This is a genomic window from Desulfovibrio sp., from assembly GCF_019424165.1.
Lineage (GTDB): Bacteria > Desulfobacterota > Desulfovibrionia > Desulfovibrionales > Desulfovibrionaceae > Desulfovibrio.
This window is the reverse complement of sequence record NZ_JAHZAA010000017.1, coordinates 21,819-37,646: the sequence shown is the minus strand read 5'-3', so window position 1 is coordinate 37,646 and position 15,828 is coordinate 21,819. Positions and strand designations below refer to the sequence as shown.

Below are 15,828 nucleotides of genomic sequence, written 5' to 3'. Positions count from 1 at the left end.
GGGCCACGCGAACTGCGGCAGAAAGCCGGTAACTCGTTGCTTTCTGTGTTTGCGGGCCAATACCGATGTTGTCCCGGAAGTGTGGACGCGGCATTTTTTGCGAAGCGGCACGTTGTTGCCTATGCGCCGGAAAATACGAGGGGCTGCGCAAATCCCGGTCAGAAAGCCTGTTTGCAGTCAACGCCTGAAAGTTTTTTAGCGGAGATTGAAATCAAAGGGCAGCAGCACCAGTGTGCGGACGGTTTTACCGGCTTTGGTTCCGGGGCGGAACCGCATGCGGCGGGCGGCGTCCAGGGCGGCTTCTTCAAAATATCCCTGGGGGGTGGCGCTGTGGATGCTGCATTGTCCGGGCTGCCCGCTGGTCTCCACCACCATGCGCACGATAACGCGCCCCTCCACCTTGCGGCTGCGGGCGGAAGGCGGGTACTCCGGCTTGACTCCTTTGGTCACGGCGGGTGCCTGGTCAAGCTGACGGGGAGAGTACACCTTGTCAGCGCCTGCCGCTGCCGCGGCGTCAACAGCGGGGGAGGCTGAAGCGTCTGCGGTGTTGCCGCCGGGGGAAGCCTGCGCCGCCGTGAAGATGGGCGTGGAGGCGGGCGATGTGGCGGATGTGCGTTTTTCAGGCACTGCCGGCGGTGTAACGCGCTCTTTTGTGTCGGCAGGGGCAAGTGCCGCTTTTTTAGGTGAAACCGGTTTGGCCCGCGTATCTGCCGTGGGCTTGCGCGCCGCGGGCTGTTGCGTGGGGGCGACGGGTTCCGGCTGCACGGGAACAGCGGCAGATGGCGGCGCGCCCGCAGAAAGCGCGGCAGGGCTTGCGGCAGGAACCGGAGCAGCGCCAAGGCTTACCAGGGACACGCCAAGGGCTTTTCTGGGAGCCTCCTGAACCGCATGGAACGAAAAGCCCAGCAGAGCCGCCAGAAAAAGGACGTGCAGAAACAGAGAAGCTGCCAGCCCCCCGGCCTTGCGGGCGCACTGAAAAAGCGCGGTTTGCCCGGAACAGGCACATCGCGGCCATGCAAGGCGGCCTGGCTGCCCGCCGGTTTTGCGGACGGCATTTTCTTCGTGGTCGTGCGAAGAAGGCGCTGCGGCGGGCAGACAGGCTACAGGATTGTCAGGCATACATGGCGGCGGCCCTGACGGCAGGCAGGCCCAGAGGTCTGCGGGCATGCGGATGCCGCCGCCCCGGGGCAGACTCGCCAGAACGTCGTGGCAGCGGGCACAGGTTGCCTTTGCCGGATTTTTCCGCCTCACATGTTCCCCTTGCGGAGTCGGGCTGGCCCGGCGCGGTTGCGGGGGCAGCCGTGTGCTATTTTAATGAAATACGTGTCACCGGCGGCGCGCACGGCCCTTTTGCACCCGCCGCTGTGCCGGATATGCAGCATCCGCAGCGCTGCTCTTTTGGGAATGTATATTCCCAACGTGTCAGAATGCTCACTACGGCTCTGCCAGCACAACCACGTAGCGCTGCTGTTTTTGCCGCAACCCCCTGAAACAAGGACTGAAGCGCGCCAGGTCTTTATGGCGGGCGTGCTTGCGCAACCGCCGACACAGTTTCAGGGTGAAATTGTGTCGGTGTTATCTTTTTTTAAACTGTAACAAAAGATACTGTGCGGTGCATGGTACGTCAAGGCGGGAAAAATCTTTCGGGCGGGTACTCTTGGCGGTGTGGCAACGGGGGGCGGCAGTGTTGGTGCGGCAGCAAGGCATTTGCGGCTTATCACCGCGGCCACGTGCGGCCCCAGCGGTAAGGCCTGTACGGTGAGTTTGCTGCCGTGCGGGGCCATGTGGCGTGGAAGGTTGGCGGACAATCCCGGGGTGCTGCCACAGCCTTGCGCGCGGCGCTTTTGCCGTGGCGGCATTGCTGTGAAGTCCCTTCCGCACGAGGGCATCAAGAATCGTTGTCTTTGAGAACAGGCAGCCTCAATGCCCGCAAGGCGTACACTTCGGCTGCCCGCAATGCATGCGCTTCGGCATTGGACAAGACAACTGAAGTGTGCACGATGGGACGCGCAAGCAGTTTACCCTGACAGCCTGTATAGGCCGCCTGCACTGGCCGGCCGCACTTGCGCCTTTATGGCGGGCGCCTGCCCGCGCAGCCGCCAGAGCCGTTTTACAGTCACATTGCGCTAACGGGTTGCCTCTTCTTCGCATGCCCTGATAAGAGCCATGGCGCGGCGGGCAAGCTGGGTGACTTCCGGCTTGGATATCTGATCATCCGCGCCCACGCTTTCGCCCTTGTGGCGCAGCTTGTCCGTGATGAGCGAAGAAAACAGTATCACGGGCAGCTTGCTGAGCACATGATCGGTCTTGATGCGGTGGGTGAGATTAAGACCGTCCATCACCGGCATTTCAATGTCCGACACCATCACATGCACAAAGTCCGAAACGGGCCTTCCGCTGTCTTCACAGCGTTGCTTGATGTCTTCAAGCCGTTCCCACGCGGCGCGGCCGTTGGAGACAACCTCAACGGTAAAGCCAGCTTTTTCCATAAGGTCGCGCAGCATTTCGCGCACCAGGGCAGAGTCGTCGGCCACAAGGGCGCGGTAGCCCTTGTTGGTCCAGTCTTCACCCAGGTCGTCCAGGCGCAGGCCCAGCTTGGGATTGAGGTTGGCCACCACCTTTTCCAGGTCCAGCAGGAAAATGATGCGGTCTTCAAGCTTGACCACGCCGATGACCGTATTGTTGGAGACGGCGGCCACATATTTGTTCGGCGGCTCAACCTGCTCCCAGCTTATGCGGTGGATACGGTTGACGCCGGATACCATAAAAGCCGTGGTGACGTTGTTGAATTCCGTCACAATGGTTTTGGGCTGTTCTTCATTGGCCGGATGTGTCTTGCCGAGCCACATGGCAAGGTCCACCAGGGGAATAATGCGGGAGCGCAGGTTAAAGGCCCCGAGTACGCTGGGGTGCTGCACTTCGGGCAGTTCCGTAACCTTGGGCATGCGGATGATTTCCAGCACCTTGGCTACGTTGACGCCATAATACCCCCGGTATGAGGCGGGGGGGACGGGCTGGCCGTTTTCGTCCGTCTGGGGCGCATCGGTGGAAGATGGAACGAATTCGTCAAGATAAAATTCCACCACTTCCAGCTCATTGGTGCCGGCCTCAAGCAGGATATTGGACTGGGACATGCTGCCTCCCAAAAATCGTGTCGCGCGTGCGGGACGTTATAGCGAAGAAAGCCACTTTTCGGCGGCGTCTATCAGGCTTTTCGGCGTAGATGCGCCAGCCGTAAGGCCCACACGGGGTTTATTTGTAAAATTTTTTGATTCAAGCTCTTCGGCGCTCTCCACATGATAGGTGGCGATGCCGTTCAGCGCAGCCACATCCGCAAGTCGCCGGGTATTGCCGCTCTGTCGTCCACCAACGACTACCATGACATCTACCGATGAGGCAATGTTTCTGGCCTCTTCCTGCCGCTCGCGGGTAGCATCGCAAATGGTGGACAACACCGTGAGATCGTCCAGGGTGTGGCTCAGGCTTTCATGAATGGAAGTAAATATTTCGCGGTCCTGGGTGGTTTGCGAGGCCAGCACGTAGGGCTGTGCGGGGTCAAGGGGCAGGGCCGCCAGCTCTCCGGCATTGCCGAATACGTGGGCAGGGCCGCAGGCGTAGGATATGAGGCCGCGTACCTCGGGGTGGTCTTCTTCACCGAAAAGCAGCAGGGTCGCCCCCCGCGATGTGGCGCGGGCGATGGAAAGCTGGGCTTTTTTTACCTTGGGACAGGTCGCGTCCACCACCGTGGCCCCGCTTGCGCATACGGCCTGCTCCACCTGCCGGGTGATGCCGTGCGCGCGTATGACGGCCACATCATCCTGCCGCAACTGTGATGGGTCGTTGACGCAGACCACGCCACGGGCCTCGTACTCCGCCAGCACCTGCGGGTTGTGGATAATGGGACCGAGCGTGCATATGCGGCCCGTTCCCGCGTCCGGGCCGGTGCGGCGCTCCAGGGCGGTATTGAGTTTTTGCAGGGCCAGGCTCACGCCCATGCAGAAGCCCGCTGTTTTGGCGCGGCGTACATTCATATGTTCTCCTCGGCGGGTATGCGCGGTTGCGGCCGCGCACGGCGCTCTCATGTGGGCGGTTGCCCGGTGTCAGGCGGCCAGAATCTCAAACCGTCAGGCATCTGTCCAGCGCTTCGGTCAGTTCTTCCCAGGTGGAGCAGCGGCACAGCTCCTGCCGTAAGGCACGCGCGCCGGGCAAGACGCGCACGTAGCGCGGCACGACGCTGCGCATCTTCCATACAGCCGCCTTGCCTGGGCAGTGCAGGCGTGCAAGCTCCATATGGCGTAAAATCATGGCCTTGAGTGAGGCTGCGTCATGGGGCTGCGGGCGGCCGCCTGCGCACAGGGCGGCGTGATCAGCGAAAACCGCGGGGTTATACATGGCCCCGCGCGCATACATAAGGCCTGCCACACCGGTTTGCTCAAGGCAGGCCATGCCCTCGGCGGCGGAAAAAAGATCGCCGCTGGCCAGCAGGGGAATGGACAGGCGCGGGGCAAGGTCGGCCAGCGCTTCCCATCGTGCGGTGCCGCCAAAGCCCTGACGGGCCGTACGCGGATGCAGCACAAGCCAGCCCGCGCCCGCGTCTTCAAGGCGCAGGGCCAGATCAGGCAGTACCGGGCGCGCGTCATCAAGGCCGAGGCGCAGCTTGAAGCCCACGCGGCCAGGCCCGGCGGCTGCGATCATGCTGCGGGCCACTTCAAGGATATTGTCTGTATCGCCAAGCATGGCCGCGCCCGCGCCCTGACGCAGCACTTTTGCCACAGAGCAGCCCATGTTGAGGTCAAACCAGCCGTAGCCCGCATCGCGCAGCAGGCTGACAGCGCGGGAAAGAAACGGGGCTTCGGCTCCGAAAAGCTGTACCACAAGCGGCTGGTCTTCCGGCAGGCTTGCCAGAAGCTCGTTGGTGCCGGGGCTTTGGTACACCAAGCCCTTGGCGCTGACCATTTCCGTCACACAAACTGCCGCGCCGTACTGGCGGCAGAGCAGCCTGAAGGGCAGGTCGCTGTATCCCGCCAGCGGAGCCAGCCAGGGATGTTCGCGGCCAATGGGCAGGCTTGCCGGGTTACTGGGGCAGACGGGCAGGGAAAAGGCCTTGCTCACGGTGATCCTTTATGCAGAAGCGTGTTGTTCCGCGAATGTTTTGCCCCGGCTGCGGCAAAGCGTATGGGCCTGGGGCGGGGCGGTGTGCATCGCGGCCTCAAGGCTGCCGGGTTTTTCTGCCGGAGGGCGGCATACGCGGTTGCGGCGGCACGCTGGTTTCAGTTTTGTTGGTACAGGGTTACGGGGCCTTGCGTTCGTCCTCAGGCATAGGGGGGCCTTGCAGGTCGTCCGTGCCGGGGAATTCTGCCGGGGGCCTCGGACCGACAATAAGAATGCTGCCCTGTGACACATCATCGGGTAGAGGAACAGCCTTGCCCGCCGCCGGGGCGGCGTCTTCGCAACGCGGGGCGGAGTCTGCATCAGCACTGTCGGCGCAGTCAGCCCGGTTTTCCCGGTCTGTTTCACCCGTTCCATCCGTTTCGCCCGCATCACTGTGCTCTTCGTCGTCATGATGGTCCATATCCAGAGGCAACTGGTCGATCTGCGTGGGGGCTGTGCTGGCGGCGGCTCCGGCTTCCGTGGCTTCAAACAGGGGCGGCGCATCGTCTTCGTCCCCATCCTTGCCGGGGGCGTTTTCCGGCAAGGCTCCGGCATATGTTGCGGCGGCGCTTTCGGCAAGGGGCGCAATGCCCGGCACGGGATAGATGCACAGGCCATCGCGGCAGGTAATGCGGCTCAGCAACTGGGCAGCCTGCCGCAGCCCCTCATTGATGGTTTCGGCCACAAAGCCATTGCTCAGATAGTCCAGTATACCCGTGCGTTGCAATATTCTGTTCACAGAGCGGCTGCCTACAACCAGAATGACGGGAATGCTGCGGGCGTAGCAGCGTTCCACAAACTGCGAAAGGGCGTATGCGCCCGAGGCATCCAGCCAGAAAACACGGGTAAGGTGCAGGACAACAAGGCGCGTCGGCTCATCGTCCTCTTCATAAAGCTGGCGCTCAAGTTCGTGGATGGCGCCGAAAAAAAGTGTGCCTTCAACAACATACACGGCGATGCCGTTGGGGAGATCCTCCGGGGCCTCGCGCAGCAGGGGATCATTGGGGCGCAGGCGGCGCACGCGGGGGTGGGCCGTTTTATAGATAAAAAGCACCAGCGACAGCAGCACGCCGATGAAGATGGCTTTCTCAAGGTCAAAGATCAGTGTGGCGGCAAAGGTAAGGGACAGCACCACCCTGTCGATGCGCGTGGCCACCAGGCACAGGCGTATGGCCTCGACATCGATCATCTGTGCGGCGATGATGAGCAGGATGCCGCCCAGCGCGGGCAGGGGCAGCCACGCAATGAACGGGGCCAGCGCAAAAAGCATGGGCAGGGCCAGCAGGCCGGAAAACACCGTACCCATGCGCGTGCGCCCGCCGGAGGTGACCATAAGGGCGCTGCGGGTAAAGGAGCCGCACCCCGGTATGCCGGAGGTGATGCCCGCGGCCATATTGCCCAGCCCCTGTCCGATAAGTTCCTGGCTGCCGTCAAAGTTGTCGTTCTTGACGCTGGCGAGCTGTTTGCCGATGGCCAGCGACTCCACGGTTCCCAGCAGGGCCAGGGCCAGCGCGGGCATGAAAAGGTCGCGCACGGCCGCAAGATCAAAAGCCGGAGGCATGGACAGCGGCGGAATGACGCTGGGGATGGCCCCCACCAGCGGTACGCCGTGCTTGTCTGCCTCAAAATACCACGAAACTGCGGTAACCAGGGCCAGGGCCGCCAGCGAGGACGGAAAACGCCGTGAAATGCGCTTGAGCCCCAGCGCCAGCACAATGGTCAGGGCAGCCAGGCCCACACACCATTCGTTCAGATGGGGCAGGCCGTGCAGCACGTCGAACATCTGGTGAAAAAAGCCCGCTTTCTTGGGGCCGGGTATGCCGAAAACCGTCTTGAGCTGGCCCATGCCGATAAGCAGGGCCGCGCCCGTGGTAAAGGCCACCATGACGGAATGCGAGATAAAGTTGGCAAGGTCGCCCAGCCTGGCAAGGCCCATGCCCACCTGTATCAGCCCGCAAAAAAGTGCCAGGCCGAAGATATACGTCATGCGTATTTCTTCGGGCATGTTGATGATGAGCGTGCCGCCCACGCTGATGGTGGCCATAGTGGAAAAAAGCACCATGGAGATGGCGTTGGTAGGCCCGGCGGCCATAAAGCGCGAGGACCCCCACAGGGCCGCCATAACCACCGGCAGCATGCAGGCATAGATGCCGTACTGCGGATGAACTCCGGCAATGATGGCATAGGCCATGGCCTGCGGCACAGCCATGGGCGTGACGGTCAGGGCGGCCGTTACGTCTGCCCTGAAGTCCCGGGGCGAGTAGGTTTTGAGTGTGGACAGAAAAGGAAAGATGGCCGACAGGCGCATGCTAGTCCTCCCTTGGCGCGTCGTCTTCCAGCCGCAGGACATCATGTCCCAGCGCGTAGTGCATGAGGCGAGGACGCTCCACGGATTTTTTGAGGGAACTGATAATACGGGTCATGCGCCGTGTGCCTTCAAGCACACCGCCCAGATGCCCCGCAAGCTCGGTAAGGTCGGCACGGGCCAAGGCACTTTCCAGCTCTTCGGCCAGGATGCGCCCCCGCGTGTTTTCGGGAAATTCCGCCATCAGTTCGCGGGTGAGGCGCAGGGCGCGGGCCTGGGTTGCGTCAATGTCTTCCACAAGTTCGCCGCAGTACTCGGCCTGGTTGCGCATGACGTTGATGGCATTGTTGCCGTAGTGGGCCATGGCCCCGGCGGCTTTTTCCAGTGCGTCGCGGGCTACGGCAATGCGGCGGCCCACAGTAAGCGAAACAAGGCGGGCGCATTTGCCGAGAAAGCGCTCGTCGTAATTTTCAAAGCCGTATTCGCGCTTGGTGTACAACATGACAAGGCCGAAGGGCGGGCGGTCGTTGCGCTCGCGCAGCACAAACGCCAGGCGGGAGCGGTAACCTTCTTTGTAAATCATGCAGTCAAAGGAATCGCCGCCCTTTTCAATGGCCTGAAGATTGTTGGAAACCACATAACGGGTGTGGCCCTGAAGGATGGCGTTCATCACGGGGTGTTCCCGCAGGCTTTCTTCCAGCATGGGGGCCACAATGGGTATGGCCTTGCCACTCACATGGCTGGCCGAGCGCGCCACCCATTCGCCCTGTTTGTTGCGCAGCCGGCAGACGTAGAGTTCGGCGTGCAGGGCGTGCACAAGAATTTCGGCGCTCTGGCGCAGCACTTCGCCCGGAGGGGCCATGCGGTCGGCAATGGCGAGCAGGTCGCTTGAGACGCGCAGCAGCATTTCCGTATCGCTCTGCATGGACGCGACAGAAGACAGCAGGTGCAAAAGGCAGCGCCAGCTACGCAGGGGAACGCCGCGCACCGAGGGGCGGTAGCCCTGGTCAAGCGTTCTTTTGGCAGCAGGCAAAAGCCCCAGAACGGCCACGCGCATTTCCGGCGGGGCGTACTTTAAAAGGCGGATAAGCTCCTCACGGATATATTTTTTCGTGTGCTGTGGCACCGTATGCTCCATTGCATGAAAATGCAGAAGGCTGCGGCTTTGTCAAGCCGCAGCCGCCTGAAAACTTCTGGCAGGGGCTGTCTGTGGTCTGTAAGGCGCAGAGCCGCGCCGGTCGAGTAAAAACAGGACTTGCCGCAGGGTAGTTAGCATAGTCCTGAACGGACGGCAGGTCAACGGCATTCATTATTTTGACCCGCTCGCGTGACTGCCGTCACCACTATCTGTAATGTTTTAAAACCATAAACTATTTTATCAATGGCAGCAAATTTGCATTGAGCTTTTCACGTTCCGTGGCGCGCATTGCGCGCTGCTTGCGCCACAGCGGCGGGAGCGCCCGTTTTGTTTGGTTGCGTTGCGGCGCTGCCTGCGCTGTGTGACCGCGTGCCGACAAAAAACAGGCCAATGCCATCAGATTTGAGGATTTTTCATGAAGCGCCATAAAACCCTTGCCATCCTTGCCGGTTGCCTCGGCGGCACAGTACTGCTGCTGGGCTTGCTGGCGGGTTTCGTGCCGCAGCACGAGGGGTATGAGGTGCGTCGTCGCGCAAGCCCTGTTGTGGTCAGCCTGCGGCCCGAGGATATGCCTGTGCCCATCGTCCCGCGGGGCGACGGTTCACGCCAATGGTCCTTGCGCCGTGCGGCATCGCCCGTGGTGGCGCTGGCGTCTTTGGCCGATGTTCCGTCACGGGCAGACGCAGAAGACGGCGACCTTTTCAGCCAGATTCCGGTGGGGACGGGGCAGTTGGCCTCTCTGCTGGCGCTTGACGGTTTTTCCATGCCGCCGCTGCTGGCGGTGCAGCCCTCGCGCTTCGGAGACGCCGTTGACGCCAGGGGGCTGCCCCTGCGCTGGCTGGCTGCCGAGACATTGCTTGAAGGTTACAGCCCCCTGCTGCCGCGTACCGGCAAGACCGCCGGGCAGGGCGGCGCAAAGGGCATGCTTGCCGCCAACGCCTATTACGGCGGCGATATGCTCCCCCCCAGGGCGCGGCGCTACCAGCAGATAGTGGAAAGCTTTGCCGGGCGCTATAATCTGAGCACCGAGCTTGTGTATGCCATTATTCACAGCGAGAGCTCGTTTTCGCCCACCCTTGTGAGTCACAAGTCGGCCATGGGCCTGATGCAGATTTTGCCGGACACGGCCGGGGGCGAGGTACACCGCTATCTTTACGGGCGTACGGGCGATGTGAGTTTTGAAGACCTGCGCGTGCCGGAAACAAATATCCGCTATGGTACGACCTATCTGCACATTCTGCTCACGCGATATTTCGCCGGGGTGCATGACCCGCGAGCGCGCGAATACTGTGCCGTGGCCGCCTACAATATGGGACCGAACCGTTTTCTACGGCTTTTCGGCAACAGTCCGGAAGAAGCTGTTGACGCCATCAACGCCCTGACCGCAGAACAACTGTACGAAGACCTGACCATCCGTCTGCCCGTGGCCGAAACCCGCGCCTATGTGGCCAAGGTTGCCAGGATGAAAGGGCATTACGCCGCGCTGCAATAAAGGATTTTATTGTAAAAGCGCATGACGGCTGCGCGGGCGGGCGGCAGGCGTAAGGTTGTAACCCGGTTTTGCCCCTTGCCGAAGGGGTTGCGGATGAAGATAGTGACGGCAGGTATTTTCGTTGCCAGGCCGGGGAGAGCGCATCCAAGGGGTTTGAAATATCTGTCCGCACCGTTGCCATGCTTCGGGGTGCGGCGTCTGGCTATCCCGTTCGTCCGTCCACCCGGCCGCTGTCCGGCTCGTTGCCCGAAGACGGAGCGCGCAGCCGGATGTGCGCGCGCTTGCAGCCCGGGCTATGTTTTTGAACAGAAAGCAAGGCCCGCCGGGAAAAAACGGTTGAGGTGGCAGTAAAAACAACGTACACCATTGACAACACGCCGCGCAGGCCGTGCAACGGCACGCGGAAATTCTGAGAGGAGTGTCCATTACCATGCGTATCCGTTATTTTATGCCGCTGGCCCTGCTGCTGAGCCTGATGCTTATTGCCTGCCAACAGGGTGAAGGCTCGTCCCAGGCCAAACTGGCGGTCGTTGATATGACGCGCGTCATGCGCGACAGCGAAGCCGGCAAGGCTGGCGTGAAGCACCTTGAAAGCCTGCAGGCCGACATGCAGGCGCAACTGAACGACATCCAGAAGCGTCTTGAGCAGAACGCCAACGACGCCGAAGCCCAGAAAGAACTGCAGACCGTGTACATGGCCTCGCAGCAGCGCATGCAGGTGGAGCAGCAGAACGTCGTGAACGTGCTGTATGACACCATGCAGCGCATCATCAACGCCTACCGTGCCGACAAGGGCTATGCCCTTATCATCAGCTCCGAAGCTGCCGCCTCCTTTGACTCCAAGGCTGACGTGACCAACGACATCATTGCGGCCATGGACAAGCAGAAGGTGGACTTCAAGCCCGCGGCCGAGACCGAAAAGGCCCCTGAAGCCGAAGCTGACAAGGACGCCGGACAGGCCGAAAAGCCCGCTGAAAAAGCTGCCGAAAAGCCTGCTGAAAAGGCTGACAAGGCCGGAAAGGCCGACAAAAAATAGCCTGCGCGCCGCGCATATTCATTACCGGCCCAGGCCGGAGAATGACTGTTCAAAAACCCCGCTCCCAATAGCGGGGTTTTTGTTTTTCTTTTTTGTCCGGCTTACCCGCCGGGAGTGCCGCGCTGTTATGCCGGAAAACCGGCGGCATGGCCGTGACAATATTTCTGGCCGTTGGGCCGGGATGTGTCCGAACCCCGGCGGGGTAATCCGTACTGTAATTTTTTGCGGCTGCGTGTGCCTCGTCGCCGGGCAACCGCAGGCTCGCGGGCTGGACAGTGGTGCCGCACAGGTTCATGATGCGTCCGCGTGACAGTGCGCGGACGTTCATGTTGTTCACCTTTTTCGTTTTGAGAAATGCCATGTTTCATGCTTTTTTTGCTGTTGTGCCGGTGTTTTGCATCATCGCCCTCGGGGTGCTGCTCAGGGCGCGCGATGTGCTGCCCGAAAACGCCGGACCGGTGCTTGGCGTATATGTGCTCAAGCTGGCCCTGCCCTTGCTTATCTTTCATCTGCTGGCCGGGGCGAATCCGGAAGATCTGGCCAGAGGCGGCTTCTGGCTGGCTGTTATCGGGTCCCAGATGATTGTTTACATTCTCGGCTATGCGGGCGACAGGCTGTTCTGCCATCGCGAGGCCGGCCCGGCGGTAATCAGCGGTCTTTCCTGCTCGGCCTGCAACGCGGCCTTTGTGGGGCTGCCCATTGTGTCAAATCTCTGGCCTGGCAACAGTGAGGCCATGCTGGTGGCGGGGCTGGCTATCCTCACGCCCAACGTGGTCATGATCATGGCGCAGACCCGGCTGGACATCCTGTCCGGCTCTCTGGCCTGGAAGGGCGGCAACCCGCTGGTTTTTGCGGGAACTGTGGTGCGCATCTTCATCCTGGGCAATCCCATACTGCTGGCCACGCTGGCTGGCGGCGTGCTTTCCCTGACCAGGCTTGGCCTGTGGAAGCCGCTGGACAGCGCCATCAGTCTTGTGGGCTATACAGCCGCCCCCTGCATGCTGCTGGCGCTCGGGCTGGATCTACAGCAAAAACTGGCCGTGGCCACACGCCGTTCTCAAGGGGGGGTGCTGCTGCGCCAGATATGGTTTTTCTTGTGCAAGCTTGTGCTGCATCCGCTGCTGTGCTGGGGGATTATGTATGCACTCGGTATTACAGGCCTGTGGCTGACCATCGGCGTTCTTATCAGCGCCACGGCCACAGCCCTGGTGGTAAGCGTGCTGGCCCAGGTTTACAATGCCGTGCCGGAAGAGGCCGCCCTGACCGCTGTGGTCAGCAACGGTCTGAGCATACTGACCCTTACGGGCTTTGTCTGGCTGTTCCAGACTCTGGGCATGATTTAACATTGTAGCTGTAGTATTGCAGCCGGTTTAAGAAACAGTCTTTTTAGCAACCAAACGCAGGCCCGGCCTTTTCCCGCGAAAGCGCGCTTTCAGGAAAAAGGCCGGGCCTGCGTTTGTGGGTACTTTTTATCCGCGGGTGACTTGCGGCAGTATTTCAGTAAAAGCCCGCTCCGTGCGGGCGTGTATGTTTTCAATGGGAGGAGTGTTATGCATCGGGCTGCACGAAGCTTCCCGCCTGATAGCTGCTGCGCACCAGCGGGGCGGAAAAAACGTGCGTGACGCCCAGCGACTTTCCGTAGTCGGCATAGGCTTCAAACTGTTCCGGCGTCACGTAGCGGTCAAGGGGGTGGTGCTCCTTGCTGGGGGGCAGGTACTGCCCGATGGTGATGATGGAGCAGCCCGCGGCATGCAGGTCGCGGATGACTTCGCGCACCTGCTCGTCGGTTTCGCCAAGGCCCACCATAAGGCCGCTTTTGGCCGTACGCCCGGCAGCATGCACCCGGCGCAGCAGCTCCAGGCTCTGTTCGTAGCGGGCCTGCGGGCGTACCTTGCTGTACAGCGCCGGATGGGTCTCCACATTGTGGTTGATTACATGGGGCTCGGCGTCCATAACCGTGCGCAGGGCCTGTTCGTTACCCTGAAAGTCCGGAATGAGCACCTCAATGCTGCTCTGGGGCAGAGACTGGCGCACGGCGGCGATGGTGCGGGCAAAATGCCCGGCGCCGCCATCTTCCAGATCATCCCGCGTGACCGAGGTGATGACGATATGCCGCAGGCCCAGGGTGCGTGCGGCCTTGGCCACGCGTTCCGGTTCATCGGGGCTGGGGAGTGCGGTCTGGCCGGGATGGATGTTGCAGAAACGGCAGTTGCGCGTGCAGGTTTCACCCAGGATCAGAAAAGTGGCTGTGCCTGCGGAATAGCATTCCTGCCGGTTGGGGCAGTTGGCCGCCTTGCAGACGGTGAAAAGGCCCAGATCGTCCACAAGGCCGGTGGTGGAGAAAAAGCGTTTGTCCGAGGCCAGTGGGCGGCGCAGCCAGGACGGCATGCGCATGGCTTTTTGCGGTTTGTCACCGCAGGAGCCGGAAGCGGAGGTTTTGCAGGTCACTTTTCAGTCCTTTGCGTGTCTTGCAACAGTGTCATGAGGTCTTGGGCGGCCCGCAGGGCGGGCAGAGGCAGGGCCTCGCCCCCGGCGGGCTGGAAAATATTATGGAATTCTTCAAGAAAAGCCGTTTTTACGGCGGCCATGTCCGGAACAGGACCCGCGGTTTCCCGGGCAATGGACGTGGCGGCCACGCCTTCCAGGCCGCAGGGCGAGATAATGTTGAACAGGGACAGGTCGTCAGCCACGTTGAGGGCCAGGCCGTGCATGGTGACGTAGCGGCTCACCGCGATGCCCAGCGATGCGATTTTTCTTTCACCCGTCCATACGCCGGGAAAACCCTGCCGCCGTGCTGCCGTTACGTCAAAGCGGGCCAGCATGCATATGGCGGCTTCTTCAAGGTCATGCACATAGGCGCGGATGCCGCCGGAACGTTTTTTCAGGCTGATAACCGGATAGGCCACAAGCTGGCCCGGAAAATGGCAGGTCACATTGCCACCACGGGTGCTGTGCACAATGTCCACATGGCCGTTCCACATGCTCTGCAGGTGCGGCGGAACATTTTCTGCCCCGGAATTTTTGCCGATGCTGACGGTGGGCGGGTGTTCGAGAAGAAGCAGGATGTCGTCCCCGCCGGATTGTACCATTGCCTGTGCCTGTTTTTGCAGGGCAAAAGCGTCTTCATAGCCAGTGCGGCCCAGATCAAATGCAAGCATGTTGTTTCTGCTGTTTTTCGTTTTGTTTACGCGGGCTGTTCTGTTACCGCAAGTCGCAGGGAGTGGAGTCCTGCGAAAGAAAAACCAGTTCCTCAGTAATGTTCAGCAGCTCTTCCATAAGGCCGCCGCCGCTCATGGGATGGCCGAAAAGCGCTTGCCGCTGGCTGTCCAGCCCGCGTCTGCTCACGGCGTCCGGCAGGCTGGGCGAAAGGGTTTCGGCCAGGCGGCATGCCAGAAAATATCCTTCGGCTCCGGCGGCGAAGCGGTCTGCCAGTTCGCTGAAACGCGGGCGTACTTCGCGCCAGTAGGCCAGGGCTGCCGCGGAAGGCTCAAGGCTGGCCGCCGTACACAGGGCCGCATGCAGGTTGTTGCACGCCGCGCCGGGCAGGCCTGTGCGCCAGCCCCACAGCCAGTGGGTGCGCGCGAAAAAAAGATGATGCTCCACGGCAAGGTCCAGCAGATCACGCATGTGGCGCAGGGCATCCAGCAGAGGCGTGCTGCCTTCGGGCCAGGCATGGCAGGGGTGGCGCAGTTGCCACAGGGGCACGTCCGCCCTGTCAGGCTCAAGACCGGTAAGCTGGCGCAGCAGTTGGGCCAGCCATGTGTTGGCATCGGGGCTGTGCGGGGTTTCAAGGTGCGAATAGCTCAGTACGTAATTCCCCCGGCCATGGCGGCCGCTGACCACGAGAGGCTGGCCCTTGAGAAAGTCGGGCAGAAGATTCACGCCGTAAAGCTCCTGCCACTGCCCGAAAATGTGCGGCGGTATGCTTTGCAAGGGCAGGTCGGCCAGCCAGAAGTCGGCATCGGGCGCATCGTAGGAGGCCAGCACATGAACGCCGGTGTCGGCCTCCGCGGCAAAGCGGCCGGGCCACCACACGGGCAGGCTTGGGGGGCGTTCCGTTCCGGCGGACAGGGGCAGGCAGCGAGCGGAAACCCTGCCCGCAGCTTTTCCCGCGCCGGGGCAGGCTCTGTCTGCCGGGGGCGCTGTGGCCTGCTGTTTTTGGGGGCAGCCGCCGCTGGGGCGTGGCGGGGGGCGGAAAGAAAAATCGCCGTTATCGCAAATGTGCACCCTGGCATGACCCGAAATAAGATGGTGCAGCCGTTCGGGATAGGCTGCCCGCCCCCAGGGGCAGATGCCCAGGCCCTTTTGCGGCGCGGCATGGCTCAGGGCCAGCCCGGCCCCGCCGCAAAAGCCGAGATAGTTGCCGCCTTCTTCCATCCAGCGGCGCACGGCCCGTATGCCGTCGTCACCCAGGCCGGCGGCCTTGAGGCGCGCGTTGCCGCCGGGAACCAGCAGCAGAGAGGCGCGCCCGGACTGCTGGTTTTCCGTATGAACGGCCGGTTGCGTAGCGTCAGGGGCATTGCCGCCGTGCGGCTTGCCTAAAAGAGCGCCTTGAGCTATCTCTTTTCCCTTAACCAGGCGGCAGGGCAGTCCCATGGCGCGCACGGCGCGCCAGGCCATGAGGCCCCAGATGTGAGACGAATCCCATAAAATACAGATTGGCTGAGCGGCATGCATAATGCTGCACTATTGCCGCCTTTTACGGA

At 61.6% G+C, this 15,828-nt stretch carries 14 protein-coding genes; 3 read left to right on the top strand and 11 right to left on the bottom strand.

The annotated features are described in order from the left end of the window. Window positions 1-195 precede the first annotated feature (195 nt). The 7 genes from QZ377_RS07630 to QZ377_RS07600 form a co-directional block, all read right to left on the bottom strand. Entirely contained in the window at window positions 196-1,119 is a 924-nt protein-coding gene (locus tag QZ377_RS07630) for an energy transducer TonB (protein ID WP_291440574.1), read from the bottom strand. Between the two features lie 1,007 nt (window positions 1,120-2,126). After that, window positions 2,127-3,134: a chemotaxis protein gene (locus QZ377_RS07625; RefSeq protein WP_291440573.1), complete on the bottom strand. Its 1,008-nt coding sequence runs from the start codon at window positions 3,132-3,134 to the stop codon at window positions 2,127-2,129. 36 nt (window positions 3,135-3,170) lie between these two features. Continuing rightward, the gene (gene ispH / locus QZ377_RS07620; RefSeq protein ID WP_291440572.1) at window positions 3,171-4,031 is read right to left on the bottom strand and encodes a 4-hydroxy-3-methylbut-2-enyl diphosphate reductase; all 861 of its coding nucleotides are present in this window, start codon (window positions 4,029-4,031) and stop codon (window positions 3,171-3,173) included. Between the two features lie 85 nt (window positions 4,032-4,116). Then, a complete protein-coding gene (locus QZ377_RS07615; RefSeq protein WP_291440571.1) occupies window positions 4,117-5,112 on the bottom strand; it encodes a tRNA-dihydrouridine synthase family protein in 996 nt (331 codons plus the stop codon). Between the two features lie 178 nt (window positions 5,113-5,290). Beyond that, the gene (locus QZ377_RS07610; protein WP_291440570.1) at window positions 5,291-7,459 is read right to left on the bottom strand and encodes a SulP family inorganic anion transporter; all 2,169 of its coding nucleotides are present in this window, start codon (window positions 7,457-7,459) and stop codon (window positions 5,291-5,293) included. 1 nt (window position 7,460) lies between these two features. Then, window positions 7,461-8,582, bottom strand: a complete 1,122-nt coding sequence (locus QZ377_RS07605; protein ID WP_291440569.1) for a hypothetical protein — start codon at window positions 8,580-8,582, stop codon at window positions 7,461-7,463. 244 nt (window positions 8,583-8,826) lie between these two features. Then, window positions 8,827-9,021: a hypothetical protein gene (locus tag QZ377_RS07600; RefSeq protein ID WP_291440568.1), complete on the bottom strand. Its 195-nt coding sequence runs from the start codon at window positions 9,019-9,021 to the stop codon at window positions 8,827-8,829. On the opposite strand from QZ377_RS07600, the gene QZ377_RS07595 reads away from it, so the two are divergent. Further along, complete coding sequence (locus tag QZ377_RS07595; RefSeq protein ID WP_291440567.1) at window positions 9,010-10,086, top strand: transglycosylase SLT domain-containing protein; 1,077 nt, start codon at window positions 9,010-9,012, stop codon at window positions 10,084-10,086. The two genes, QZ377_RS07600 and QZ377_RS07595, sit on opposite strands and share 12 nt — an antisense overlap. A 430-nt stretch (window positions 10,087-10,516) precedes the next feature. Then, window positions 10,517-11,122, top strand: a complete 606-nt coding sequence (locus tag QZ377_RS07590) for an OmpH family outer membrane protein (protein WP_291440566.1) — start codon at window positions 10,517-10,519, stop codon at window positions 11,120-11,122. 49 nt (window positions 11,123-11,171) lie between these two features. Here QZ377_RS07590 and QZ377_RS07585 read toward each other — a convergent pair whose 3' ends face one another. Continuing rightward, window positions 11,172-11,483: a hypothetical protein gene (locus QZ377_RS07585; protein ID WP_291440565.1), complete on the bottom strand. Its 312-nt coding sequence runs from the start codon at window positions 11,481-11,483 to the stop codon at window positions 11,172-11,174. Here QZ377_RS07585 and QZ377_RS07580 point away from each other — a divergent pair. Continuing rightward, window positions 11,482-12,465, top strand: a complete 984-nt coding sequence (locus tag QZ377_RS07580; protein ID WP_291440564.1) for an AEC family transporter — start codon at window positions 11,482-11,484, stop codon at window positions 12,463-12,465. The genes QZ377_RS07585 and QZ377_RS07580 overlap by 2 nt on opposite strands. Before the next feature lie 205 nt (window positions 12,466-12,670). Here QZ377_RS07580 and lipA read toward each other — a convergent pair whose 3' ends face one another. Genes lipA through QZ377_RS07565 form a run of 3 tightly spaced genes read right to left on the bottom strand, consistent with a single transcriptional unit; the run spans window position 12,671 to window position 15,799 of the window. Next, window positions 12,671-13,570, bottom strand: coding sequence for a lipoyl synthase (gene lipA, locus QZ377_RS07575; RefSeq protein WP_291440563.1), 900 nt, complete (start codon window positions 13,568-13,570; stop codon window positions 12,671-12,673). Next, window positions 13,567-14,280: a lipoyl(octanoyl) transferase LipB gene (gene lipB, locus QZ377_RS07570; protein ID WP_291440562.1), complete on the bottom strand. Its 714-nt coding sequence runs from the start codon at window positions 14,278-14,280 to the stop codon at window positions 13,567-13,569. Before lipB ends, lipA begins: the two co-directional genes overlap by 4 nt. Window positions 14,281-14,323: 43 nt before the next feature. Then, entirely contained in the window at window positions 14,324-15,799 is a 1,476-nt protein-coding gene (locus QZ377_RS07565) for a BPL-N domain-containing protein (protein ID WP_291440561.1), read from the bottom strand. Window positions 15,800-15,828: the final 29 nt, after the last annotated feature.

Bases quoted from the DNA above. Each gene is read 5' to 3' on its own strand.
- QZ377_RS07595 (WP_291440567.1), top strand. From the start codon at position 9,010: ATGAAGCGCCATAAAACCCTTGCCATCCTTGCCGGTTGCCTCGGCGGC.
- QZ377_RS07580 (WP_291440564.1), top strand. From the start codon at position 11,482: ATGTTTCATGCTTTTTTTGCTGTTGTGCCGGTGTTTTGCATCATCGCC.
- ispH (WP_291440572.1), bottom strand. From the start codon at position 4,031: ATGAATGTACGCCGCGCCAAAACAGCGGGCTTCTGCATGGGCGTGAGC.
- QZ377_RS07610 (WP_291440570.1), bottom strand. From the start codon at position 7,459: ATGCGCCTGTCGGCCATCTTTCCTTTTCTGTCCACACTCAAAACCTAC.
- QZ377_RS07585 (WP_291440565.1), bottom strand. From the start codon at position 11,483: ATGGCATTTCTCAAAACGAAAAAGGTGAACAACATGAACGTCCGCGCA.
- QZ377_RS07590 (WP_291440566.1), top strand. From the start codon at position 10,517: ATGCGTATCCGTTATTTTATGCCGCTGGCCCTGCTGCTGAGCCTGATG.
- QZ377_RS07600 (WP_291440568.1), bottom strand. From the start codon at position 9,021: ATGGCGCTTCATGAAAAATCCTCAAATCTGATGGCATTGGCCTGTTTT.
- lipB (WP_291440562.1), bottom strand. From the start codon at position 14,280: ATGCTTGCATTTGATCTGGGCCGCACTGGCTATGAAGACGCTTTTGCC.
- QZ377_RS07565 (WP_291440561.1), bottom strand. From the start codon at position 15,799: ATGCATGCCGCTCAGCCAATCTGTATTTTATGGGATTCGTCTCACATC.
- QZ377_RS07630 (WP_291440574.1), bottom strand. From the start codon at position 1,119: ATGCCTGACAATCCTGTAGCCTGTCTGCCCGCCGCAGCGCCTTCTTCG.
- QZ377_RS07625 (WP_291440573.1), bottom strand. From the start codon at position 3,134: ATGTCCCAGTCCAATATCCTGCTTGAGGCCGGCACCAATGAGCTGGAA.